Below are 23491 nucleotides of genomic sequence, written 5' to 3'. Positions count from 1 at the left end.
ACCGCAATTTTATAGTTTTTCGGGCCAGGGCCCGCATTCTGCGCCCCGCGGCGGCGAAATTGTGAGATCTTCCGCACCCCGGCGGCGCGCTCGGCGATGGCCGCCAACCTCATGACAGCAAGGAACACCATGATCGACGGACTAGTCAGCGGCCGCCTCCACGGCCACGCCAGCGAACGCAGCGGCCAGGGCGGCAGCCTGTTCGTCACCGCCCGGCTCAAGGCCACCGCCGGGGACGGCGACACCGTGATCGTCAACGTGATCGCGTTTGCCGACAAGGTGCGCGCCGCGCTGCTGGCGCTCGAGGACGGCGAATCCGTGGCGCTCTCGGGCAGCCTCACGCCCAAGGTCTGGACCGACAAGAACGGCGACACGCGCCCGGCGCTGGACATGGTGGCGCACGGCCTGCTGAGCGCCCGCGACGCCCAGCCCTGAGCGCGGCGGGCTGCCGCGCCCGGGCTGCACTTTATGGCTGCGCCGCCTACAGCAGGGAAGCGAAGCGCGCCAGGTCCACGTTGCCGCCCGAGATCACCACGCCGACGCGCTTGCCGCCGACGTCGATCCGCCTGGCGAACACCGCCGCCGCGCCCAGGCAGCCGGTGGGCTCGACCACCATCTTCATGCGGCCGGCGAAGAACGCCATCGCTTCGACCAGTTCGGCGTCGCTGACCGTCACCACGTCGTCCACCAGGCTGCGCAGCACGGGGAAGGTGAGATTGCCGAGGTGCTGGGTCTGGGCGCCGTCGGCCAGCGTGTCGGGCGTGTCGATATGGACGATCTTGCCGCTGCGCAGGCTGCGCTGGCCGTCGTTGCCGGCCTCCGGCTCGACGCCGATCACCTGGCAGTCCGGGTTGAGCGCGCGCGCGGCCACCGCGCAGCCGGACAACAGTCCGCCGCCGCCGAGCGGGGTGATCAGCACGTCGAGCGGGCCGGCCTGCTCGAACAGTTCCTTGGCGGCGGTGCCCTGGCCGGCCATCACGTGCGGATGGTCGTACGGCGGGATCAGGGTCAGGCCCTGCTCCTCGGCCAGGCGGCGGCCGATGGCTTCGCGGTCCTCGGTATAGCGGTCGTACAGCACCACTTCGCCACCGTAGCCGCGCGTGGCGGCGATCTTGATGGCCGGCGCGTCGTGCGGCATGACGATGACCGCGCGCACGCCGAACAGGCGCGCCGACAAGGCGATGGCCTGCGCGTGGTTGCCCGAGGAAAACGCGATCACGCCCGCCTTGCGCTGCGCCGGCGTGAACTGCGCGATGGCGTTGTAGCCGCCGCGGAACTTGAAGGCGCCCATGCGCTGGAAGTTCTCGCACTTGAAGAACAGCTCGGCGCCGCTGTTCGCATCGGCAAAGGTGGAGGTCATGACCGGCGTGCGGTGGGCCACGCCTTCGAGCCGCCGGTGGGCCGCGGCCACGTCGTCATAGGAAATTGCCAGTTCGCTCATTTGTGTTGCTCTCCGTGAAAACATTGCGATGCGTGGGCGGGCGTGCCCGGGGACAGGCGGCGGGCCAGCCAGCGGGACAGCCGGGCCAGGCGCCGCGGCCGCGCGGCGGGCGCGTGCAGGCGCAGCGTGGCGGCGCGCGTGGCCAGCAGCTCCACCCAGCCCGAAGGCAGCACCACCATGCTGCCGGCCGGCAGGCGCTGCGGCTGCCGCCACATGGTGCCGGCCAGCCAGCGCGGCGCCCCGGACAGGGCAAGCTCGCCTTCCAGCACATACAGCGCGGTGCCGGCCCTGGCATGGAACCGTAGCACACGGCTGGTTTCGAGGTCGAGCATCTGCGCCCGCGGCGCGCCGCCCGGGGTGGCGGGCGCGACCGGCGCGACCGCCTTCATGGGATCGGGAAGATCGGAACGATAGCCTTGCATGATGCGGCTCCCTGCGGTGTTGACAGGGATCCAGACTATCGGGCAGCGCCGGGCCGAAACAGGCACACGCCCGCACCGGCCGGACCGCAACAGATCATGCACAGGCCATCTGTTACGATACAGAACGCCCGTATCTGTATCTGTTGCGCTGGCCGCCGCCGCGCCACCATGCCGCATGGATTCCGCCCCGCTCTACCGCCAGCTCGCGCAGCATTACCGCCACGCCATCGAGGCCGGCACGCTCAAGCCGGGCGACCGCGTGCCGTCGGTACGCACCCTGATGGAACTGCACGGCGTGAGCCTGTCGACCGCGCTGCAGGCCTGCCGGCAGATGGAAAGCGACGGGCTGCTCGAAGCCCGGCCGCGCTCGGGCTACTTCGTGCGGCACCCGGCACGGGCGCCGCACAAACCGCTGGCGCCGATCGCGGAGCCGCCGGCCACGCTGCCGGACCCCGCGCAGTACGTCGGCATCCATGAACGCATCTCGGCCATCACCGCGCGCGGGCGCCAGCGCCCGGTGGCGGTGAATTTCGCCGGCGCCTGCGCCGCGCCCGCGCTCTACCCGGCGCAGGCGCTGCGCGACGCGGCGGCGCGCGCGCTGCGGCGCCACCCGCAGCTGTTCGGCACCGCCGCCGATGCCGGCGGGCACCCCGCTTTCCGCGCGGTGCTGGCGCGCCATGCGCTGCTGTCGCGCATCACGGTGGCGCCCGAGGACATCCTGGTCACGCATGGCTGCACGGAAGCGCTCAATCTCGCGCTGCGCGCGGTGGCGCGCCCCGGCGACGTGATCGCGGTGGAGTCGCCGACCTACTACGGCCTGCTGCAGATCCTGGAAAGCCTGGGCATGCGCGCGCTGGAGATTCCCAGCAGCCCGCAGACCGGCATCTCGCTCGAAGCGCTGGAGCTGGCGGCGCAGACCTACGACAACATCCGCGCCGTGGTGGTGGTGCCCAACCTGCAAAACCCGCTCGGCTGCATCATGCCGGACGACCACAAGGCCCGGCTGGTGGCCTGGTGCGGGCAGCGCGACATCGCGCTGATCGAGGACGACTGCTTCTCCGCGCTGGCCGACGGCGACACGCCGCCCGCGGCCCTCAAGTCATGGGACCGCGACGGCGGCGTGATCCATTGCGCCTCGCTGCACAAGACGCTCGCGCCCGGCATGCGGCTGGGCTGGATCGCGGCGGGCCGCTGGCAGGCGCGCGTGGAAATGCTCAAGTACAGCCAGTCGCGCCCCAACGAGCTGCTGGCGCAGATGGCGCTGGCGGACTACATGGGCTCGGGCGCCTTCGAGCGCCACCTGCGGCGCCTGCGCGAGCAATTGCGCGGACAGCGCGCGCAGGTGGCGCAGGCGATCGCCGCCGGCTTCCCGGCCGGCACGCGTGCCTCCGATCCGCACGGCGGCCTGCACCTGTGGGTGGAACTGCCCGGGCCGGTATCGTCCGAAGCCGTGTTCGACGAGGCCCTGAAGGCTGGCATCCGCGTGGTGCCGGGCGTGATGTTCTCCAACTCCAACCGCTTCGACCATTTCCTGCGCCTGAACTGCGGCATGCCGTTTTCGCCGGAAATCGAGCGCGCGCTGCGCGAGCTGGCCGGGGTGGCGGCGCGCCTGGCCGCCCGGCCGCCGCGCGGCGCCCGCGCCGGGGGGCGCGCGCCGGGGGGCGCGCGCCGGGCTAGACGATCCGCGGGATGGCGCCGGATGGCACCGGATCGCGCCGGGGTATCGGCTCAGGCACTGCAGCGTGCTTTTCGCTCCACCGATCCGGCCGTTCATCGCAGCGCGCTCGGCAAGGAAAGCGGCGTGCGGCACTCTGCCAAGGCTTGTCGAAGGCGGCAAGCCGCCCACCAGGAGAAAAACGATGCAGCTCCCATTCCTCCCTCTCGCCGCGGACACCGGCGCCGCCACGCCGCGCTCGTGCATGCTGCGCCGTGCCGACCAGGCCCACCGCCGGCAGGCGCGCGCCGAGGCGAACCAGGCCCGCCCCGCCCCGGCCGCGCGGGAGGAAGCCGGCGCCGCGAGCAGGGCGCATGACGCAGCGCAAAGCGCCGCGGCCCCGCGCGCCGCTACCATGGCCGCTGTTTCCGAGCAGACCACCAGCGACATGACCTCCCTCCAGCCCCCGGCACGCGGCAAACTCGACGAGTTGCGCGCACTGGCCTCCCACCTGACCGCCGGATCGCTGCTGCAGGCAGCCGCGCTGCAACTGATCGCCGAGCAGGAAAACGCGCCGCACCGCTTCGCCCCGGCGCGCATCGCCGAGCTCTCCCGCCAGGCCTGAACCTGCCCCCCGCTGGTGGGGGACACCCCGCGGACGTCGGTTTTTACGCCACACACCTCCCCATTTCCCGCCCCGCTGCCCTATGCTATCGCCGATGCGCGCTTGGCGGCAGTCCGGCACAGACCCGGACGCCCGGGCCAGCCGGCCCGGCGCGCCGACGGGAAAGGGAGAATACACATTGACGGCCATCACCGACGCGGCGCACATCGACGCCGAATACCAAACCTTGTTCCAGCTCGCGCCGGTATCGCTGTGGCTTGAAGACTTCAGCGCGGTGCGCGAGCACTTCCAGGCCCTGCGCGCGCGCGGCGTGACCGACCTGCGCACCCACCTGCGCCGGCATCCCCAGGAAGTGGCGCACTGCTCGGCGCTGATCCGCGTGCTGGACGTCAACCAGCGCACGCTGGAGCTGTTCCGCGCCTCCGACCTGGCCGACCTGGTCGGCAACCTCGACACCGTGTTCCGCGACGACATGTTCGACCAGCACGTCGAGGAACTGGGCCAGCTGTGGGACGGCGGCCGGCATTTCTCCAGCCAGACCGTCAACTACACGCTGGAAGGCAAGCGCCTGGACATCCGCCTCGAGGCAACCGTCATGCCCGGCCACGAGGACACCTGGGCGCGCGTGCTGCTGTCCATCGAGGACATCACGGTGCGCGTGGCCACCGAGCGCGAACTGCGCCGCAGCGAGCAGTACGCGCTGGGCCTGTTCGAGCATTCGCCGGTGTCGCTGTGGGTGGAGGATTTCAGCGCGGTCAAGCTGCTGCTGGACGAGGTGCGCGGCGCCGGCATCACGGATTTCCGCACCTTTCTCAACGTCCACCCGGACTTCATCTCGCGCTGCATGCAGGAAATCCGCGTGCTCGACGTCAACCAGCAGACCCTGCTGATGTTCAGCGCCACCTCGAAGGCCGAGCTGCTGTCGCGCCTGGGCGACGTGTTCCGCGACAATATGCGCATCCAGTTCGCCGAGCAGCTGGTCGACCTGTGGAACGAGAAACTGTGGCAGCAGCGCGAGGTCATCAACTACGCGCTGGACGGCCGGCCGGTGGATGTGTTCATGCAGTGGTCGGTGTTCCCGGGCCACGAGGCCGACTGGGACCAGGTGCTGGTCTCGCTGACCGACATCACCGCGCGCAAGAAGGCCGAGGCCTACGTGGAATTCCTCGGCAAGCACGACGTGCTGACCAAGCTCTACAACCGCGCCTACTACGAAGACGAGCTGGCGCGCCTGGGCCGCAAGGGACCGTGGCCGGTCAGCGTGATCGCGGTGGACCTCAACGGCCTCAAGCAGGTCAACGACCAGCTCGGCCACGGCGACGGCGACGCGCTGCTGCGCCGCACCGGCGAAGCGCTGAAGAAGGCCGTGAGCGACCAGGTCTGCGTGGCGCGCGTCGGCGGCGACGAATTCATGGTGCTGCTGCCCGGGCGCGACGAGCGCGGCGTGGCCACCGTGGTGGAGCAGATCCACCAGGTGGTGGAGCTGAACAACCAGTTCTACCCCGGTACCGCGCTGAGCCTGTCGATCGGCACCGCGACGTGCGGCATCGGCGAGCGCCTGAGCGACGCCATCAAGCTGGCCGACTCGCGCATGTACCAGGCCAAGCGCGCCTACTACGAAGAACTCGATGACGAGCGCGGCCGGCGCCGGCGCTGAGGCGGCGTGGAAACGAAAAGGGCCGGCTTGCGCCGGCCCTTTTTCCGTGTAAGAAACTCGGTGCCGCGCGCCGCGCTCAGATGTAGATGATCAGCGCCACGCCGGCGGCGATCAGGCCAAACTTGACCACGTAGTAGGCCTGGCGGTTCCAGGCCTTGAAGCGGCGGCGGTACTGGCCGCCCAGCCAGACGATGCGGAACAGCCGGTTGATCATGCCGGTCTGGTCGGTTTCCTCGTTGGGCGAGCTGGCCGCGGTCATGACCTTGCGGCCCATCCAGCGGTTGACCTTGCCGGCCCAGCCGAAGCGCATCGGACGCTCGATGTCGCAGAACAGGATCAGCCGGTTGCTGTCGCTCTTGTTCTCGGCCCAGTGCAGGTAGGTCTCGTCGAACACCACGCCCAGGCCGTCGCGCCAGCTATGGCGCTCGCCGTCGACCTCGATGAAGCAGCGGTCGTCGTTGGGCGTGGCCAGGCCCAGGTGGTAGCGCAGCGAGCCCGCGAACGGGTCGCGGTGCGGGTTGAGCTTGCCGCCCGGCGGCAGCTCGGCGAACATCGCGGCCTTCACGCTGGGCAGCCCGCGCAGCAGTTCCACCGTGCGCGGGCACAGGACCTCGGCCGACGGATGGCGCGCCTCGTACCACTTCAGGTAGAAACGCTTCCAGCCATACTTGAAGAACGAGTTGAAACCGGCGTCGTCGTTCTTCTCCGCGGCCTTGATCTTGCGCATGGCGGCCAGCGCCAGCCCTTCGTCGCGGATCTGGGGCCAGGCCGCGCGGATCTTCTCGAGGTCGGGGAAGCGCTCGACCGGGATGTAGGGCGTGCGCGGCACGCCCGAGAACATGTACATGAAGCAGTTGATCGGCGCGACCAGCGCCGAATGGTCCAGCAGCTGGCGCCAGATGCGCAGCCTTACCTTGCCGCGGAAATGCACGTACAGGATCGCTCCCAGGTACGCCGCGACGATTATCCACTTGATCACCCGAAAATCCTCCAAATCAGCAGCATCGAACGCCGTCGCGCTTGCGGGCAACGGCACAGCATCGGGGGCGAAAACCCGTAGTGTAGCGAAACGGCGCGCGCGCTGCTAAATGAGATCGCCAGCGCACAGCGTGCCGGCCGGCGGCCGGCAGCCCGCTCAGGAATTGCCGCGCGACTGGCGGGCGATGCGCCCGATCAGCGCGCTGGCGTCGTCGGGCTGGCCCCGCAGCGCCAGCAGGCGCGCGTTGAGCACCATGTTCTCCAGCACCAGCTTGGCGGTGGACGCCCACATGGTGGCAAGCAGGTCGCCGACCGGCATGCCCGCCGATTCCATCGCGTTCGAGCGCTGGGCCACCAGCCGGCATGCGAGGTTGCGCAGCGTGGCATCGTCGAAGGGCAGGTCGGCGTAGTCGATCGGATCCTCTTTCTCGACTTCGACCATCAGTTGCATCAGCATCTCTTCGGTCATCGGCAAGCTCCCGGGATAGGCGGACGTGGCGGCGGGGCGGACGGGGCGGCCCTGCCGATGACGCTAATCCCCGCGCCGCGCGTTGTCAATGCGGCGGCCGGACGGCACGCGCAAAAAGGCAACGGCCGGCCGCCGCGCGCAAGGCCGTGCTGCGACATCCGATGACTCAGGGAAAGCGATAGAGAAGTCCCATCGTCCGGCACTGAACAAAGGGAGTAAGCTCGTGTCTCATCAGCTCACTCACCAACACTAGCGTTCAATGACCAAGCGTTTGTTGTCAGCCATGCGCCAGTACGCGTGGTTCGGCGGTGTCAAACACCATGTGGTCCAAGGCGTGGAAGCGCTCGCGACCTTGCTCAAATCCCCCGCAGTCGCGGCCCGCGCCGTGGCCGCCATCGTCGCGGAAACCGAACAGGGCGTGCAGGTGTGGGTGTCCTACTTCGGCAAGCCGATGGACCCGCATACCACCTACGTATTCTGGCCGAACCGGGTGCTCAAGCCCGCGCGGCGGCGCGTCGCCATGGTGCCACTGCCGCCGCACCGGCGCGATCGCGAATAGCCGGTAGCCATAACCAATAGCCGCCGCCGGCACGCATCGATGCCGCGGCGCCGCGAGGCGGACGGCCGGCGCCGGATTCGGGAGAGTCCGGCATCCTTCGGGTTTCCCCCGTTCGCGCCCGCGCCTCGCTCCCCTTACGCTCCCCCTTACGCTTCCCTTTCCCCTTTCTTTCCGATCCCTACGCAGCGCTGCCGTGGCCGGCTCAGGCGTCGGCCCAGCGGCGCAGCAGGTTGTGATAGACCCCCGTCAGCCCGACCACCGCGGGCTCCTTGTGGCTCAGCGCCTGCGCCACGCGCTGGATCTGCGTGTCCAGCTCGAACAGCACCGAGCGCTGGCCGTCGTCGCGCACCATGCTCTGGATCCAGAAGAACGACGACACGCGCGCGCCGCGCGTGACCGGGCTGACATGGTGCAGGCTGGTGGCGGGATACAGCACCATGTGGCCGGCCGGCAGCTTCACGCGCTGCTGGCCGTAGGTGTCCTCCACCACCAGTTCGCCGCCGTCGTAGTCTTCGGGCGCCGTCAGGAACAGCGTGGCTGAGAGATCGCTGCGGATGCGGAAACTGGTCCCGCGCAGGTGGCGGATGGCATTGTCTACATGGTTGTCGAAGGCGTGGCCGCCTTCGTAGCGGTTGAACAGCGGCGGGTAGACCTTGAGCGGCAAGGCGGCGGAGAAGAACAGCGGGTTGGCGCCCAGCGCGTCCTGGATCAGGTCGCCGACCTGCCGCGCCACGGGCGAGCCTTCGGGCAACTGCATGTTGCGCTTGGCCAGGGCCGACTGGACGCCGGAAGTGGCGTTGCCGTCGATCCATTCCGCCGCGTCCATCAGCGCGCGGCATTCGGCTACCTGAGCCGGAGTCAGCACATCGGGAATATGCAGCATCATGATTTCGTTTACCTCGGGAGAGACGGTGGACTGGCGCCGGGGTGGACAGGCGAGCGCCGATTGTAGGGGAAAGGCCTCCCGCATTCAAATAGGAATCATTTTCATCGAGATATCGCTTGATCTCGCGCAAGCCGGGTAGGAAGCATCTGATATGGTGACGGGTACTGCTCTCCTGTAGGCGCCGCCCCGACAGCTACGGTCACGCCCGCCCACTACAATGAAGCTCACCCCGCCATCAATGCCATCCAGGCGAAGGAGACGGCAATGCCCGAACCCGCACACGACGAAGCGTTGGTCAATCGTTACCTCGAGCAGATTTCCGCCTTGTCGATCAGCGCTTTCGACGGCGCCGACATCGACCGGGAACTCGGCCAGCTCATGCGCGAGGCTGTCGGCCAGTGCGCGGCGAGCAAGACCGCACCCGCGGGCAACAACCTGAGCGTGCTGATCGACCGGCTCGACGCGCATGCCGAAGCGGCGGGACGCGAGGGCCAGCCGCAGGTGCGCGACACTTTCGCGCGCGCGGCCGCGCTGGCGCGGGCGCCCGCCTGAGCACCGCACCGACACGCCCGCAGCGGGGGCGCGGCAATGAACCTAGCGGGCGATGGCGGTCTCTAATTGTTATCGCCCGGCATGCGCCGGGCAGGCCCATGCCAAACTGAAGGCAACATGCACCGCGCTCCGCTCCGACTCTTGCTGGCTCTACCGTTGTTGTTCCTGGGCGCATGCGCCGTCTTCGACAACGATTACGACTACGGCTACTCGCCGTACGGCCCCTACGATGCCTACGGCGTCTACGACCCTTACGCGTTCTACGGACCCGGCACGGCGTACCCGCCGACGTGGTATGGCTACGGATATGGGTATGGCTATGACTATCCGCTGCCGTTCTATGGCGGGTTCTACGGCGGCGGCGCCGTTTTCTACGGCTACCGCCACTGGGGCTACGGCGGCTACCGTGGCTATGGTGGCTATGGCGGCTATGGCGGCGCGCGTGGCTGGTATCGCTACCACGGCGGCTACCCGTATCGCGGCGGTTATTCCTACCGGGGCGCCTATCCCCATCGCCCCGGTTTCGGACATGGCTACCGCGGCGGCTGGGGCGGCGGACAGCACGGCGGCGGCGTGGGTGGCCGTGGTGGCGGCGGCCGCGGCGGACGGCGCTGAAACAGCGCCGCTATGGGATGCGCGCACGAGACGGTGCGCGCGAAGCCATCGCTAGCCGCGCAGCGCATTCGCGCTGGCGGGCCTGCCTTCCAGCATTTCCTTCAGGTAGCGGTTGACCTGGTCCAGCGCCTCGAGCTTGGTGTCGAAAACGTGGTGCGGGAACGGGTTGTGGCGCTTGGCGAGCACCGCGCCGTCCCGCGCGTGAATGACCTCGACCAGGATTGCCCATTTGGCCTTGGGCAGCGAGAGCACTTCGTAGATGATCTTGTATCCGTTGAACTCCGGCATGATGGCACCTCCTTGCTGCATGCACACCGCGTAAGCCGTGTGCTTCAGTTTCAGAGTAGAGCGCCGCCGGCGACGCTGGCATGATCGGCATCAATAACGGACGAAGCCAGGCACATCACGACGTGATATGCGATGTTTCCGAATCCGCAACGATGCCGGCAGGTCCGCAGGGAGCGGACGTCTAGCCCTCGGCGCGCCCCACCAGCTGATCGACGAGCCGGTAGCCCGCGATGAACGCCGCCTCCTCGGCGGCATGCCGGGTCGCGTAGGGCGCGCCCTGCCCGGATGACCGCTCGGTGTCTCCCGCGTCGGAAGGATCGGCACCCTCCTGCGCGACCCGCACCTCGTAGCGCCACTTGCCCACGCCGCCCAGCGCCGCCACGCCGTCTTCCTGCTGTTCGGAAACCAGGACATAGACATCCATGCCGCGATAGGCTTCGACACGCCAGTCCGAATTGTTCATGACATTCCCCCGCGTTGCCCGTGGCCGGGCCGGCGCACCGGCGCCGCGCCCTTCAACCCAGCCTAGCCCGCAGGCCAGGGGCCCGCAAGTCGGCGCCCGCCTACATGGCGCCGCGGCCGGGCTCCTGGCCAGGATAGGATGATGCCTGCCACGGACTGGCGGCGTCGTCGATGCAGGCCCGCGCGAATGCCACGTGGCGCGAGAATCCGGCATCCGGGCCCGCCCACATGGCGCGCCCGAGCAAATAGCTCGCCACCACCTGCTCCCACGATGCGTACTGCGCGAATACCTGCGCCGCCGCCCGCTCGATCACGGCCCAGGCCTGCGCGTCGGTCTGCATGCCGCAGTCGTAGGCCATGCGCGCGACATGGATCGCGCGGCTCATGTCCCACGCCAGCACGCCGCGCGCGAGATCCTGCCCGGAGACGATGAAGCGCGACTCGCGCAGGCCCGGCAGCGCGCGCTCGAGATTGTCGACGCACAGCGCGAGGCGCACCGGGTCGAAGACCTGGTCGAGCCGCACGATCTCGCGCTCGCGCGCGGCGCGCGGCACCGCGAACAGGATCCGGCAGACCTGCGGGTACAAGGCGCGATGCCCCTCCTCGAGCAGCCACGCCAGCATGCCGCGCGCTTCGCCGGCGGTATGGATGTGCCAGGCATCGGCGAGGGCATTGGCCTGCGCGCGCGGATCGGTGCCGGTGGCCAGCGCGCGCGCATGCCCGTGCGGGCAGCCGTCGTGCAACAGGCCGAGCAGCAAACCCTGCTCGCGCTCGCCCGCTCCTGGCATGGAAACACGGCGGACAGCGCCGCCTTGCGCGCGGCCCTTGCCGGCCGGCAGCCGGCACGCGGGCGCGGCCGGCGCCGCGCACGAAACGCGGCGGCGATGCCGGCACCGCGCGGCACCAGCCAGCCCGGCGAGCAGCAGGGCGGAAACCAACCAGGGTAAAGCCCGCATCTTGGAAGCCCTCAAGAGAAGAATCCGGAAGAGTGCGATCGCCCGGCGCGAGCAACTGGCGAAGAACGGCAGCGCAGCGGACAGCGGACAGCGGACAGCGGACAGCCGGTACTGACAGCGGTCGGGCGATCAGCGCGCATCGGGGGCGCACCGGAACCGAGATTAGCGGCGGGAAGGATGGCCCGCGATGCGACAACTCTGAATCGCACGCGCGCGCGGCGGGCACCGGACGCGAGACCACGTAGAATGGGGCAGGCCACCGGTGCTGCGGCAGACGGCCATCGCCGAGCACGGGCGCAGGCAATACGCCGCAACGAGGACGGGAACAACAAAAACGAAGACGAAAAAAGGGCTTCCATTTCTGGAAGCCCTTCTCTTCTGATAGGTGGTGCGGCTGGCAGGATTCGAACCCACGACCCCTTGGTTCGTAGCCAAGTACTCTATCCAACTGAGCTACAGCCGCACTCGAGAAAGAAATTATATCGTACTTTTGGGCTTTGTGAACCCCCTTCGGGCATATTTTCGCTTTTTCTTTCGTCCGACCGAGACTTTCTATAATGACAGCCCGCTTGAAGTGATCCGTACCATGAACAAGGCATTCGTCAAAGAGTCGTCCGGCGATGAGGACGACGACCTCCCCGAAGGCGCCGCGCCGCTGCCGCCGGGCAGCAAGAACTACATCACCGCGCAGGGCTACCAGTGCCTGCGCGACGAGCTGATGCACCTGATCGACACGGAGCGCCCCGAGGTGGTCCAGATCGTATCGTGGGCCGCATCCAACGGCGACCGCTCCGAGAATGGCGACTATCTCTACGGCAAGAAGCGCCTGCGCGAGATCGACCGCCGCATCCGCTTCCTGACCCGCCGCCTGGACAAGGCCGAGGTGGTGGACCCTTCCCTGCAGGGCGACAACGACCAGATCTTCTTCGGCGCCACGGTGACCTATGCCAACCAGGCCGGGGAAGAGACCACGGTCACCATCGTCGGCATGGACGAGGTGGACCTCGACAGTAACCATGTAAGCTGGATCTCGCCGGTCGCGCGCGCGCTGATCAAGGCGCGCGAAGGCGACACCGTGCCCTTGCACACGCCCAACGGCGTCGAGCAGATCGATATCCTGGAAGTCCGCTATCCGCAGCAGCCGGCGGCGCAGCCCGGCCAGGCCTGAGCCCCGCGCCGCCGCGCGGCGGCGGCGTCAGCCGTCGTTGCGGTCGCGGAAGATGCGGATCACGTCGGGGTTGCGCCTGAGCGCCCGCATCACGTTGGCCAGGTGCAGGCGGTTCTGCACCTGGATGACGAACTGCATGTAGGTGGCTTCCTGGTGGCCGCCCTCCTGCTGCTCCATCGAGACATGCGCTACGTTGGCGTCGGCCGAGGTCAGGTCCGCCGCCACGCGCGCGACGATGCCCTTGACGTTGCGCACCATCACCTTGATGGAAACGTCGAACGCGCGCGTGGTCTTGCGCGCCCACATCACGTCGATCCAGTGCTCCGGGTCCTTGCTGTGCAGGCGCTTGGCCACCTTGCAGTCCTGCACGTGGATCTGCAGGCCTTCGCCCTTGCCCAGGTAGCCGACGATGGAGTCGCCCGGGATCGGGCGGCAGCACGCCGAGAAGATCATCGACATGCCTTCGTCGCCGGTGATCGGCACCGCCGGCGCTTCGTCGCCGGCGAAGGTCTGCACGGCGGCCAGCAGCGCGCTGTCGACGTCGCCGGACAGCTCCTGCAGCAGGATCTCCATGCGCTTGGCCACCACGGCCGGCACGCGCCGCCCCAGCGCCAGGTCGGCGAAGATGTCCTCGCGGTGCTTGTTGCCGGTCCATTGCACCATGCGGTCCCACACCGACTGCGGCAACGCCTTCAACTCGATGCCGAGCTGGCGCGCGGACTGCTCCAGCAGGCGCTCGCCGAGCTGGATGGCCTCGTCCAGGCGCGTGGTCTTGAGGTAGTGGCGGATCGCCGCGCGCGCCTTGCCGGTGCGCACGAAGGCCAGCCAGGCCGGGTTGGGCTTGGAGTACGGCGCCGTCACCACCTCGACGATGTCGCCGCTCTTGAGCTCGGTGCGCAGCGGCAGCAGCTCGTTGTTGATCTTCACCGCCACGCACTGGTTGCCCAGGTCGCTATGCACGGCGTAGGCGAAGTCGAGCGCGGTGGCGCCGCGCGGCAGCGCGCGGATATGCCCCTTGGGCGTGAACACGTAGACCGCGTCCGGGAACAGGTCGATCTTGACGTGCTCGAGGAATTCCTGCGAATCGCCGGTCTGGCTCTGGATGTCGAGCAGCGACTGCAGCCACTGGTGGGCCTGCTGCTGGATGTCGTTGGCCTGGTCGGCCTGGTGCTTGTACATCCAGTGCGCGGCCACGCCGGCCTCGGCGATCTGGTGCATGTCGCGCGTGCGGATCTGGAACTCCACCGGCGTGCCGAACGGACCCACCAGCGTGGTGTGCAGCGACTGGTAGCCGTTGATCTTGGGGATCGCGATGTAGTCCTTGAATTTGCCCGGCATGGGCTTGTACAGGCCATGCAGCGCGCCCATCGCCATGTAGCAGTGCATCTGCGTTTCCACCACCACGCGGAAGCCGTACACGTCCAGCACCTGCGAGAACGACAACTGCTTGTCGTGCATCTTGCGGTAGATGCTGTACAGCGTCTTTTCGCGCCCGGACAGCTCGGCCACGATGCCGGCGTCGCCCAGCGCCTTCTGCGCCGCCTCGAGGATGCGCTTGACCACCTCGCGCCGGTTGCCGCGCGCGGCCTTGACCGCCTTCTCGAGCGTGGCGTAGCGGAACGGCGAGCCGACCTTGAAGGACAGCTCCTGCAGCTCGCGGTAGGTGGTGTTGAGACCGAGCCGGTGCGCGATCGGCGCGTAGATCTCCATGGTCTCGAGCGCGATCCGGCGCCGCTTTTCCGGCGGCACGAAATCGAGCGTGCGCATGTTGTGGGTGCGGTCGGCCAGCTTGACCAGGATCACCCGCACGTCGCGCGCCATCGCCAGCAGCATCTTGCGGAAGCTCTCCGCCTGCGCCTGCTCACGGCTCTGGAATTCGAGCTTGTCCAGCTTGGTCAGGCCGTCGACCAGCTCGGCCACCTTGGGGCCGAACTTCTCCGCCAGCTCGCTCTTGGTGATGCCCTGGTCTTCCATCACGTCGTGCAGCAGCGCGGCCATGATGGACTGGACGTCCAGCTTCCAGTCCGCGCACAGCTCGGCCACCGCCACCGGATGGGTGATGTAGGGCTCGCCGCTCTGGCGGTACTGGCCCAGGTGGGCCTCGTCGGAGAACTGGAAGGCCTCGCGCACGATGGCCTGGTCGGCCGGCTTCAGGTAGGCGAGCTTCTCCATCAGCCGGGTGATCGAGATCACCTGCTGGCGCGGCGGTACCGCGGGCTGGGAGGTGGGGCCGAAGAAGTGGCGGTAGGACTGCGCCAGCACGGCGTCGATGAACAGCGCGTCGGCGGGTGCCGCGGCGGCCGGGGCCTCGCTCAGTTCGCCTTCGGCCGCCGCCTGCGCGGCCCTGCCCTTGCCCGAGCCCATGGCGGGCGCGACGGCGCGCTCGCCGACGACGTTGTCGCCGAGCGGATCGGGCAGATTGGGAGCGCCGGTGCGTGCCGTCACGGGCGGCTGGCCTGGCCCGGCGCGTTTGCGCGTGACGGGCGGCATCGCGTCGCCGCCCGCTTCACCAGGCGCATCTCCATGCGGGCGCGGGAGCGCGCCCGAAGGGCTCGCCGTCGCGGCAGGAGGAGAAGGCTGGGAAGAAGACATCGGGGCGGCCTCTGTGATGTGGCTGTGCAATCGCGTTCGCGAACAGGTACGTCAGCAGGTGCAGCAAGCGCTGGATGCAAAGGTACGCATTGCGAAGACTGGCCACGGCCGCCCGAAAATCAGGTGGGTACCTTCTTGAGCATCTCGATGCCGACCTGGCCCGACGCGATCTCGCGCAGCGCCACCACGGTCGGTTTGTCCTTGGCCTCGACCTTGGGCGTATGACCCTGCACCAGCTGACGGGCCCGGTACGTCGCCGCGAGCGCGAGCTCGAAACGGTTCGGGATGTGTTTCAGACAATCTTCGACGGTAATACGCGCCATATCAAATCCACCTCGGGACAAAACCTATGCGATGCCGGCTATTTTACAGCACGCGGCAAAAAACGTTCCCGCGCGCCTCCGGCTCAATGAATACCGAGCTCGATGAAGAGGTCGGTGTGGCGCGCCTTTTGCGACGAAAAGCGCAGACGGGTGGCACGGATCACCGTGCGCAGTTCCTCCAGCGCGTGCTCGAACACCTCGTTGATGATGACGTAGTCCGACTCGGAAGCATGCGCCATCTCGCTGCCCGCGGCCAGCAGGCGCCGCACGATCACGTTGGGCTCGTCCTGGCCGCGCTTGTTCAGGCGCTCCTCGAGCGCCGACAGCGACGGCGGCAGAATGAAGATCTCGGTGGCGTTGGAAAAGCGCTGGTGCACCTGCTGCGCGCCCTGCCAGTCGATCTCGAGCAGCACGTCGTTGCCCTGGGCCATCTGCTGCTCGATCCAGACGCGCGAGGTGGCGTAGTAGTTGCCGTGCACTTCGGCCCACTCGAGGAACTCGCCGCGGTCGCGCGCGGCGCGGAACGCGTCCACCGTGGTGAAGTGGTATTCGCGGCCGTCCTGCTCGCCGGGGCGCGGCGCGCGGGTGGTGTGGGAGATGGACAGGCGGATGGCCGGGTCCTGCGCCAGCAGCGCATTGACCAGCGTGGACTTGCCTGCGCCGGAGGGCGCCACCACCATGAACAGGTTGCCGGGGTAGGCGGTGTCGATGGCGACGTGGGACGACGTTTCACTCATGATGATTATTCGAGGTTCTGAATCTGTTCGCGCATCTGCTCGATCAGCAGCTTGAGCTCCATGGAGGCATCGGCCAGCTCCTTGGCGGCGGCCTTGGAGCCCAGCGTGTTGGCTTCGCGGTTGAGCTCCTGCATCATGAAATCGAGCCGCTTGCCGACCTGGCCGCCCTTCTTGAGGATGTGGCGGGTTTCGTTCAGGTGGGCCTGCAGGCGCGAGAGCTCCTCGGCGATGTCGATGCGGATGCCGTAGACCGTGGCTTCCTGGCGGATGCGCTCGCCGATCTCGTCGCGGCTCATCGAGGTCATGCCGTTGGGCGCGACCAGCCCGAAGGCTTCCTGCAGGCGCTCGGTGAGCTTTTCCTGGTGGTGGGCGATCAGTTGCGGGATGGTCGGCACGAGCCGCTCGACGATGGCCAGCATGGCCTCGATGCGCTCGACCAGCGTGGCCTTGAGCGCCTCGCCCTCGCGGCGGCGCGCCTCGAGCAGCTGGGCCAGGGCGTCCCTGGCCGCCTCGGTCACCGCCTCGCGCAGCGCTTCCTGCGACAGCTCGGGCTCGACCAGCACGCCGGGCCAGCGCAGGATCTCGCCCATGCGCAGCGTGCCGGCCTCGGTGAAGGTGGCCGCCACGGTGGTTTCCAGCGCGCGGATCTGCGCCAGCAGGGCGTCGTTGAGCGCCAGCGTGGCGCCGCCGGTGCCGGCCTCGGCGCGCTGCAGGTTGATGCGGCACTCCAGCTTGCCGCGCGACAGCTTGGCCATGAGCATCTCGCGCAGGGCCGGCTCGAAGGCGCGGCACTCTTCCGGGGCCCGGAACAACAGGTCGAGGAATCGCGAGTTGACAGTGCGGAATTCGACCGATACGGAAGCGGTCCTGCCGGTCGGCGCGCCGTGCGCGTCGGTCAGCGGCGCCTGGCGGGCCGCCAGGCCGTAGCCCGTCATGCTGTGGATCATTGGATAGTCTCGCGAAATGGCCAACTGGCCGCTTGGGTCCTGGCGGCGCGCGGTGCCGGGTACCCCGCCGCCGCGCCGTCCGAACACCGGAAAGAGGGCCAATAATGGCCGCTATTGTGTTCTTTACAAGTCATCGATTAGTCAGGACAATCCGGAGGCAATCAAGGTCCCGAATCCTATGACAGAGTCCAAGGGCGCAACACCTCCGAAGAGCGCACCGCTGCCCATCGGCACGCTGCTGTCCAACTACCGTATTGTAAAGAAGTTGGCCAGCGGGGGGTTCAGTTTCGTCTACCTCGCTACCGACGAGACCGGCTCGCCTGTCGCCATCAAGGAATACCTGCCTTCGTCGCTGGCCCGCCGCAAGCCCGGCGAGCTGATCCCGGTGGTGCCCGAGGAGAGCGCCGCGTCGTTCCGGCTCGGGCTCAAGTACTTCTTCGAGGAAGGCCGTTCGCTGGCCCGCATCTCGCACCCCAGCGTGGTGCGCGTGGTGAATTTCTTCCGCGAGAACTCCACCGTCTACATGGTGATGAACTACGAGCTGGGCAAGACGCTGCAGGAACACATCCTGCACGCGCGCCAGCAAGGCCGCGCCAAGGTCCTGCGCGAGCATTTCATCCGCAAGGTCTTCCATGCGCTGATGAGCGGCCTGCGCGAGGTCCATATCCACAAGCTGCTGCACCTGGACATCAAGCCCGGCAACATCTACCTGCGCGAGGACGAATCGCCCATCCTGCTGGATTTCGGCGCCGCGCGCCAGATCCTGACCATGGAGGCGGCGCGCTTCCAGCCCATGTACACGCCCGGCTTTGCCGCGCCCGAACTGTACGGCAAGCACAGCGAGCTCGGCCCCTGGACCGACATCTACAGCCTTGGCGCCACGCTCTATGCCTGCATGGCCGGCATGCCACCGCAGGAAGCGAACCAGCGCGAGAAGGACGACCGCATGGCGGATTCCCTCACGCGCCTGCGCACCAGCTACACCAACGGCCTGGTCGACCTGGTCGAATGGTGCCTGCGCCTGGCGCCGTCGGAACGGCCGCAGAGCGTGTTCCGGCTGCAAAAGGAGCTGCGCGAGCAGACCAACGCGCTGGGCGAGCAGGCCGCGGCCGGCGTGCCCGCGCCGGCCGCCGCCGAGCGCCCCATCGCCAGCCGTTTCCTGACGCTGCTGCGCAAGCGCGACGAACCTGCCGCCGGCGCCCCCGCGCGGGAAATCGGCCCGAGCGGCGATTAACCTACATTCGGGAGGAGCCGCCCGCCGGGCGCGCCCTCCCGGGAACCGACCCCAACAGCCAACATGCGATTCTCCGTCTATCAGGAAAGCAGGAAAGGCGGCCGCCGCATCAACCAGGACCGCATGGGGTATTGCTTCACGCGCGATGCCCTGCTGATGGTGCTGGCCGACGGGCTGGGCGGCCACGCGCTCGGCGAAGTCGCCGCGCAGCAGGCCCTGCAGACCCTGGCCCGCCAGTTCCAGGCCCAGGCCCGGCCATCGATCCGCAATCCGGCGGATTTCCTGCAGGACACCATCATGCTGGCCCACCGCGACATCCATCGCTACGCCGAGGCCAACGGCCTGGCCGACGTGCCGCGCACCACGGTGGTGTGCTGCCTGGTGCAGAACGGCCAGATCCACTGGGCGCACGCCGGCGACTCCCGCCTCTACCTGGTGCGCAAGGGCGACCTGCTGACCCGCACGCGCGACCACTCCAAGATCGAGAACCTGCTGCAGCAGGAGCGCGTGCTGCCGATGCAGGTGGCCAACCACCCCGAGCGCAACAAGCTCTACAACTGCCTGGGCTCGCCCAACCTGCCGCTGATCGATATCGGCGGCCCGCTGCGGCTGGAACCCGGCGACGTCGCGCTGCTGTGCTCGGACGGCCTGTGGGGCAGCATCGAGGAACAGTTGCTGGTCGACAAGGTGACCAACCTGTCGGTGGTGCATGCCATCCCCGACCTGATCGACCAGGCCCTGGAAAACGCCGGCGAAGGCGCGGACAACACCACCGCCATCGCCATGATGTGGGAGCTGGACGCGCACCTGGCCAACGACGAGGCGGTGGCGACCGAGACCTTGCCGCTCAACACCTTCACCACCTCCATCCTCGAGAACAACGGCGGCGACACCGACCTGCTGTCGGAAGAAGAGATCGAGCGCTCGATCGCCGAGATCCGCGCGGCGATCGACAAGAGCAGCAACTTCATGCGCTGAGCGCGGCCGCGCGGGCCGCGAAAAGTAGCGTGCGCGCCGCCCCGCATGAAAAACCCGGCAATCGGGCCGGTCTCGGCGCCTGCGCCGGCGCCGGACGGGCACGCAAGCCCGGCCGGCGGTAAAATCCCGCTCCTGGACCGTTTCCCGAGAAAATTCCCCCATGCGACCAAGCGGACGCGCAGCCGATGCGCTGCGCCCTATCACACTGACCCGCCACTACACCCGCCATGCCGAAGGCGCCGTCCTGAGTGCCTTTGGCGATACCAAGGTGCTGTGCACGGCCAGCGTGCTGGCCAAGGTGCCGCCGCACAAGAAAGGCAGCGGCGAAGGCTGGGTCACGGCGGAATACGGCATGCTGCCGCGCGCCACCCACACCCGCTCGGACCGCGAAGCCGCGCGCGGCAAGCAAACCGGCCGCACGCAGGAAATCCAGCGCCTGATCGGCCGCGCCATGCGCTCGGTGTTCGATCTGGCCGCGCTGGGCGAATACACCATCCACCTGGACTGCGACGTGCTCCAGGCCGACGGCGGCACGCGCACCGCGGCGATCACCGGCGCCTTCGTGGCGGCGCACGACGCCGTCGCCACCATGCTGCGCGACGGCCTGCTCAAGACCAGCCCGATCCGCGATTTCGTCGCCGCCGTGTCGGTCGGCATGGTGGACGGCGTGGCCGTGCTCGACCTCGACTATGCCGAGGACAGCAACTGCGACACCGACATGAACGTGGTGATGACCGGCAGCGGCGGCTTCGTCGAAGTGCAGGGCACCGCCGAAGGCGCGCCGTTCAGCCGCGCCGACCTCGACGCCATGACCCGCCTCGCCGAGCAGGGCATCGCGGAGCTGGTGACGCACCAGCGCCGCGCGCTCGGCCTGGCCTGATGGTGGATCGAACCGATACGGTGAACGCGATGCAACGCCTGGTCCTCGCCTCCAACAACCCCGGCAAGCTCGGCGAGTTCGGCGCGCTGCTGGCGCCGCTGGGCTATGACGTGGTGCCGCAGGGCCAGCTCGGCATTCCCGAAGCCGAAGAGCCCTTCGCCACCTTCGTCGAGAACGCGCTCACCAAGGCGCGCCATGCCAGCCGCCTGTCCAACCTGCCCGCGCTGGCCGACGATTCCGGCATCTGCGTGGACGCGCTGGACGGCGCGCCGGGCGTCTATTCGGCGCGCTACGCGCAGCTCGTCGGCAAGCCCAGGTCGGACGCCGCCAACAACGCGCACCTGATCTCGCAACTGGCCGGCAAGTTCAACCGGCACGCCTACTACTACTGCGTGCTGGTGCTGGTGCGCCATGCCGACGACCCGCGCCCGGTCATCGCCGAAGGCGTGTGGGCCGGCGAAGTCGTCGACGCGCCGCGCGGCAACGCCGGCTTCGGCTACGACCCGCACTTCCTGCTGCCGCAACTGGGCAAGACCGTGGCCGAGCTGAGCGCGGAAGAAAAGAACGCCGTCAGCCACCGCGCGCAGGCGCTCAAGGTGCTGACCGAGCGCCTGCGCGCCTCGGGCGGCCACCACGCCCGCCCATGATCCCGATCGTTCCCGCCGCGCGCAGCGGCGCCAGCGCGCCCGCGGACACCAAGTCGCTGTGGCTGCAGCCCGGCCAGATCGCGCTGCCGGCCTCGCCGCCGCTGTCGCTCTACGTGCATATCCCGTGGTGCGTGCGCAAGTGCCCGTACTGCGATTTCAACTCGCATGCGGTGCCCGGCGCCGCCGGCAGCCACGATATCCCGGAAGACGCCTACCTCGACGCGCTGCGCGCCGATCTCGAGCAGTCGCTGCCGCTGGTGTGGGGCCGCCAGGTCCATACCGTGTTCATCGGCGGCGGCACGCCGAGCCTGCTGTCGGCCGCCGGCATGGACCGCCTGCTGTCGGACATCCGCGCGCTGCTGCCGCTCGACGCCGACGCCGAGATCACCATGGAGGCCAACCCAGGCACCTTCGAGGCCGAGCGTTTCGCCAGCTACCGCGCCAGCGGCATCAACCGCCTGTCGATCGGCATCCAGAGCTTCAACGACCGCCACCTTGCCGCGCTCGGGCGCATCCACGGCGGCGCCGAAGCGCGCGCCGCCATCGGCATCGCGCTGGCCAACTTCGACAACGTCAACCTGGACCTGATGTACGCGCTGCCCGGCCAGACGATGGCGGAATGCGCCGAGGACCTGGAAACCGCGTTGTCGTTCGGCACCACGCACCTGTCGCTGTACCACCTGACACTCGAGCCGAACACCCTGTTCGCCAAGTTCCCGCCCGCGCTGCCCGACGACGACAGCGCGTACGAGATGCAGGACCTGATCGAGGCGCGCACCGCGCAGGCCGGCTACCGACACTACGAGACGTCCGCCTACGCCAAGCCGCACCGCGAGGCGCGCCACAACCTCAACTACTGGCGTTTCGGCGACTACCTCGGCATCGGCGCCGGCGCGCATGGCAAGCTCTCGTTCCCGCACCGCGTGCTGCGCCAGATGCGCCACAAGCATCCGGCCACCTACATGGCGCAAGCCATGGCCGGCAACGCGGTGCAGGAAAGCCACGACGTGGCCGCGGCGGACCTGCCCTTCGAGTTCATGCTCAATGCGCTGCGCCTGACCGACGGCGTGCCGGCCACCACCTTCTTCGACCACACCGGCCTGCCGCTGCACACCATCAGCCGCGACCTCGCCGCGGCCGAAAAGAAAGGCCTGCTCGAAGCCGACCTCGCCACCATCAGGCCCACCGAACTGGGACGGCGCTTCCTCAACGACCTGCAGGAAATGTTCCTCAAGGACTAAGGACTAAGGACTGAAGGCTGAGGCCGGAGACCGCCATGCAATACGGCCACCCGAGGGTGGCCATATTTTTTTTCTCGCCGTGCGGCGCCGGTCAGTACGGCGTGGCCATGTCGTTGGCCACCTGCGCGCGGGCGCCCACGCGCAGATTGCCCACGTTGCGCTGCGTGACCGTGGCCAGGCGGCCATCGTCGAGCCGCACGTTGACACGGTAGACCGTCTCCGGACCATCGACCCGCCGCTCGACCTGGTTGCCCGCGACGCCACCCAGGACCGCACCGCCGATGGTGGCGACCGTGTTGCCGGTGCCGCCGCCGATCTGGTGCCCCAGCAAGCCGCCGGCGAGGCCGCCGATCACCGTGCCGAGCAGGCCCGAGCTGCCACCCTGCTGCGTGGTGACCGGCTCGATCGACTCGACCCGGCCGTAGAACACCGATCCCGCCGGCGCCTGGTAGGTGGCGGGGCCGGGCTGCTGGTAGCCGGGCTGCGGGTAGCCTTGCTGGTAGCCCGGTTGCTGGTAGCCCGCCTGCGGCGGCGGCGCGTTATAGCCGCCGCCATAACCGCCGTTGTAGCCACCGCCATAGCCGCCCGGCGCAGCGCATCCGGCCAGGCCAGCCACGGCGGCAGCCGCCGCCACGCCCAACAGAGTTTTGCCGTTCATCAGAAATTCTCCTCGATTGATCGCAACTGCGTGGAATTGCCGGAGAGCGCACGGACCGGAACCATGCCGCCGCGCCGAATGTGCGCTCTCACGCATGATAGGAGCCAAACACCGCGGCGAAGGTTCCATCTTGTCCGACCGGCACCGACAAGTCCATGCCCCGCCCGGTGCGCGGAAAAGCGCCCGGCGGCCGCCGCGCCCTTGCTATAATGCGCGCTCTTTCCTTCCCGGAAGCGTGGCCGAGTGGTTTAAGGCAGCAGTCTTGAAAACTGCCGATGGGGTGACCCATCCGTGAGTTCGAATCTCACCGCTTCCGCCAGCCCTTCCCCACCACCCGATTTTCGCCGCACCCGCGTCCGCATGGCCCGCGCGCGCGCGTACCGCAAGCAAAGGCCGGCGCACCCGGCGCCCGACCTGCCTGAATCTGCCGGCGGCAACGGAATAAAACCCCGCCGCGGCACGTTTACCGTACTGGAAGGGCCGGACGCCTCGCGCAGGCGGCCGGTTCCGCTTCATGCATCG

At 68.5% G+C, this 23491-nt stretch carries 25 protein-coding genes, 2 tRNA genes and 1 pseudogene; 14 read left to right on the top strand and 14 right to left on the bottom strand.

Features of this window, described 5'->3' with window-relative positions; translation table 11 throughout:
- The first annotated feature begins 129 nt into the window (after nt 1-129).
- Nucleotides 130-435, top strand: coding sequence for a single-stranded DNA-binding protein (locus ACKI2N_RS06210; protein WP_020202980.1), 306 nt, complete (start codon nt 130-132; stop codon nt 433-435).
- Between the two features lie 46 nt (nt 436-481).
- Here ACKI2N_RS06210 and ACKI2N_RS06205 read toward each other — a convergent pair whose 3' ends face one another.
- Both ACKI2N_RS06205 and ACKI2N_RS06200 read right to left on the bottom strand, forming a co-directional pair.
- Nucleotides 482-1441 (bottom strand): threo-3-hydroxy-L-aspartate ammonia-lyase, encoded by a 960-nt coding sequence (locus ACKI2N_RS06205; RefSeq protein WP_420992775.1) that lies wholly within the window; start codon nt 1439-1441, stop codon nt 482-484.
- The gene (locus ACKI2N_RS06200) at nt 1438-1863 is read right to left on the bottom strand and encodes a hypothetical protein (RefSeq protein ID WP_420992776.1); all 426 of its coding nucleotides are present in this window, start codon (nt 1861-1863) and stop codon (nt 1438-1440) included. The genes ACKI2N_RS06205 and ACKI2N_RS06200 overlap by 4 nt, the downstream gene beginning before the upstream one ends.
- A gap of 175 nt (nt 1864-2038) precedes the next feature.
- Here ACKI2N_RS06200 and ACKI2N_RS06195 point away from each other — a divergent pair.
- The 3 genes and pseudogenes from ACKI2N_RS06195 to ACKI2N_RS06185 all read left to right on the top strand — a co-directional run.
- A pseudogene (locus ACKI2N_RS06195) lies at nt 2039-3478 on the top strand (PLP-dependent aminotransferase family protein); the annotation flags it as partial.
- Between the two features lie 454 nt (nt 3479-3932).
- Nucleotides 3933-4142 carry a hypothetical protein gene (locus tag ACKI2N_RS06190; protein WP_426990593.1) on the top strand — a complete coding sequence of 70 codons (210 nt, stop codon included), beginning with the start codon at nt 3933-3935 and terminating at the stop codon, nt 4140-4142.
- Nucleotides 4143-4236: 94 nt separating this feature from the next.
- Nucleotides 4237-5799 (top strand): sensor domain-containing diguanylate cyclase, encoded by a 1563-nt coding sequence (locus ACKI2N_RS06185; protein WP_420992779.1) that lies wholly within the window; start codon nt 4237-4239, stop codon nt 5797-5799.
- 76 nt (nt 5800-5875) lie between these two features.
- Here ACKI2N_RS06185 and lpxO read toward each other — a convergent pair whose 3' ends face one another.
- Nucleotides 5876-6778, bottom strand: a complete 903-nt coding sequence (gene lpxO, locus ACKI2N_RS06180) for a lipid A hydroxylase LpxO (RefSeq protein WP_420992780.1) — start codon at nt 6776-6778, stop codon at nt 5876-5878.
- Between the two features lie 156 nt (nt 6779-6934).
- Complete coding sequence (locus tag ACKI2N_RS06175; RefSeq protein WP_420992781.1) at nt 6935-7246, bottom strand: hypothetical protein; 312 nt, start codon at nt 7244-7246, stop codon at nt 6935-6937.
- 259 nt (nt 7247-7505) lie between these two features.
- On the opposite strand from ACKI2N_RS06175, the gene ACKI2N_RS06170 reads away from it, so the two are divergent.
- Nucleotides 7506-7805 carry a hypothetical protein gene (locus tag ACKI2N_RS06170; protein WP_420992782.1) on the top strand — a complete coding sequence of 100 codons (300 nt, stop codon included), beginning with the start codon at nt 7506-7508 and terminating at the stop codon, nt 7803-7805.
- A 202-nt stretch (nt 7806-8007) separates the two neighbouring features.
- On the opposite strand, the gene ACKI2N_RS06165 is transcribed toward ACKI2N_RS06170, so the two are convergent.
- Nucleotides 8008-8691 (bottom strand): Fe2+-dependent dioxygenase, encoded by a 684-nt coding sequence (locus ACKI2N_RS06165; protein WP_420992783.1) that lies wholly within the window; start codon nt 8689-8691, stop codon nt 8008-8010.
- A 264-nt stretch (nt 8692-8955) separates the two neighbouring features.
- Here ACKI2N_RS06165 and ACKI2N_RS06160 point away from each other — a divergent pair, with 264 nt between their 5' ends.
- Complete coding sequence (locus tag ACKI2N_RS06160; protein ID WP_420992784.1) at nt 8956-9243, top strand: hypothetical protein; 288 nt, start codon at nt 8956-8958, stop codon at nt 9241-9243.
- A 156-nt stretch (nt 9244-9399) separates the two neighbouring features.
- Nucleotides 9400-9858 (top strand): hypothetical protein, encoded by a 459-nt coding sequence (locus ACKI2N_RS06155; RefSeq protein ID WP_420992785.1) that lies wholly within the window; start codon nt 9400-9402, stop codon nt 9856-9858.
- A 51-nt stretch (nt 9859-9909) separates the two neighbouring features.
- Here the strand turns inward: ACKI2N_RS06155 and ACKI2N_RS06150 are convergent, their stop codons facing one another.
- From ACKI2N_RS06150 to ACKI2N_RS06135, 4 genes are all read right to left on the bottom strand, one after another.
- A complete protein-coding gene (locus ACKI2N_RS06150) occupies nt 9910-10146 on the bottom strand; it encodes a hypothetical protein (RefSeq protein ID WP_420992786.1) in 237 nt (78 codons plus the stop codon).
- Nucleotides 10147-10327: 181 nt separating this feature from the next.
- Complete coding sequence (locus tag ACKI2N_RS06145; RefSeq protein ID WP_420992787.1) at nt 10328-10609, bottom strand: hypothetical protein; 282 nt, start codon at nt 10607-10609, stop codon at nt 10328-10330.
- 100 nt (nt 10610-10709) lie between these two features.
- Nucleotides 10710-11396 (bottom strand): DUF1266 domain-containing protein, encoded by a 687-nt coding sequence (locus tag ACKI2N_RS06140; protein ID WP_420992788.1) that lies wholly within the window; start codon nt 11394-11396, stop codon nt 10710-10712.
- 554 nt (nt 11397-11950) lie between these two features.
- Nucleotides 11951-12027, bottom strand: a tRNA-Arg gene (locus ACKI2N_RS06135).
- 123 nt (nt 12028-12150) lie between these two features.
- Between ACKI2N_RS06135 and greB the strand changes: the two genes are divergently transcribed.
- Nucleotides 12151-12732, top strand: a complete 582-nt coding sequence (gene greB / locus ACKI2N_RS06130) for a transcription elongation factor GreB (RefSeq protein WP_420992789.1) — start codon at nt 12151-12153, stop codon at nt 12730-12732.
- 27 nt (nt 12733-12759) lie between these two features.
- Here greB and ACKI2N_RS06125 read toward each other — a convergent pair whose 3' ends face one another.
- The 4 genes from ACKI2N_RS06125 to ACKI2N_RS06110 all read right to left on the bottom strand — a co-directional run bounded on the left by ACKI2N_RS06125 (nt 12760) and on the right by ACKI2N_RS06110 (nt 17331).
- Nucleotides 12760-15177: a RelA/SpoT family protein gene (locus tag ACKI2N_RS06125; RefSeq protein WP_420992790.1), complete on the bottom strand. Its 2418-nt coding sequence runs from the start codon at nt 15175-15177 to the stop codon at nt 12760-12762.
- A gap of 266 nt (nt 15178-15443) precedes the next feature.
- A complete protein-coding gene (rpoZ, locus tag ACKI2N_RS06120; protein WP_006578656.1) occupies nt 15444-15647 on the bottom strand; it encodes a DNA-directed RNA polymerase subunit omega in 204 nt (67 codons plus the stop codon).
- A gap of 83 nt (nt 15648-15730) precedes the next feature.
- Nucleotides 15731-16384: a guanylate kinase gene (gene gmk / locus ACKI2N_RS06115; protein ID WP_420992791.1), complete on the bottom strand. Its 654-nt coding sequence runs from the start codon at nt 16382-16384 to the stop codon at nt 15731-15733.
- A gap of 5 nt (nt 16385-16389) precedes the next feature.
- Nucleotides 16390-17331, bottom strand: coding sequence for a YicC/YloC family endoribonuclease (locus ACKI2N_RS06110; protein ID WP_420992792.1), 942 nt, complete (start codon nt 17329-17331; stop codon nt 16390-16392).
- 178 nt (nt 17332-17509) lie between these two features.
- Here ACKI2N_RS06110 and ACKI2N_RS06105 point away from each other — a divergent pair, with 178 nt between their 5' ends.
- From ACKI2N_RS06105 to hemW, 5 genes are all read left to right on the top strand, one after another.
- Nucleotides 17510-18565: a serine/threonine protein kinase gene (locus ACKI2N_RS06105; RefSeq protein WP_420992793.1), complete on the top strand. Its 1056-nt coding sequence runs from the start codon at nt 17510-17512 to the stop codon at nt 18563-18565.
- Nucleotides 18566-18628: 63 nt separating this feature from the next.
- The gene (locus ACKI2N_RS06100) at nt 18629-19543 is read left to right on the top strand and encodes a PP2C family protein-serine/threonine phosphatase (RefSeq protein ID WP_420992794.1); all 915 of its coding nucleotides are present in this window, start codon (nt 18629-18631) and stop codon (nt 19541-19543) included.
- Nucleotides 19544-19703: 160 nt separating this feature from the next.
- Complete coding sequence (rph, locus tag ACKI2N_RS06095; protein WP_420992795.1) at nt 19704-20423, top strand: ribonuclease PH; 720 nt, start codon at nt 19704-19706, stop codon at nt 20421-20423.
- Nucleotides 20424-20452: 29 nt separating this feature from the next.
- Nucleotides 20453-21070 (top strand): RdgB/HAM1 family non-canonical purine NTP pyrophosphatase, encoded by a 618-nt coding sequence (gene rdgB, locus ACKI2N_RS06090; RefSeq protein WP_420992796.1) that lies wholly within the window; start codon nt 20453-20455, stop codon nt 21068-21070.
- Nucleotides 21067-22311 (top strand): radical SAM family heme chaperone HemW, encoded by a 1245-nt coding sequence (gene hemW / locus ACKI2N_RS06085; protein ID WP_420992797.1) that lies wholly within the window; start codon nt 21067-21069, stop codon nt 22309-22311. Before rdgB ends, hemW begins: the two co-directional genes overlap by 4 nt.
- A 91-nt stretch (nt 22312-22402) precedes the next feature.
- Here hemW and ACKI2N_RS06080 read toward each other — a convergent pair whose 3' ends face one another.
- Entirely contained in the window at nt 22403-22969 is a 567-nt protein-coding gene (locus tag ACKI2N_RS06080) for a glycine zipper 2TM domain-containing protein (RefSeq protein WP_420992798.1), read from the bottom strand.
- Nucleotides 22970-23198: 229 nt separating this feature from the next.
- Here ACKI2N_RS06080 and ACKI2N_RS06075 point away from each other — a divergent pair.
- Nucleotides 23199-23288 (top strand) — tRNA-Ser (locus tag ACKI2N_RS06075).
- Nucleotides 23289-23491: the final 203 nt, after the last annotated feature.

It is taken from the genome of Cupriavidus sp. 30B13, assembly GCF_049059565.2.
GTDB lineage: Bacteria > Pseudomonadota > Gammaproteobacteria > Burkholderiales > Burkholderiaceae > Cupriavidus.
Note: the sequence above shows the minus strand (reverse complement) of the source record. Positions and strands in the feature narration are given on the sequence as shown.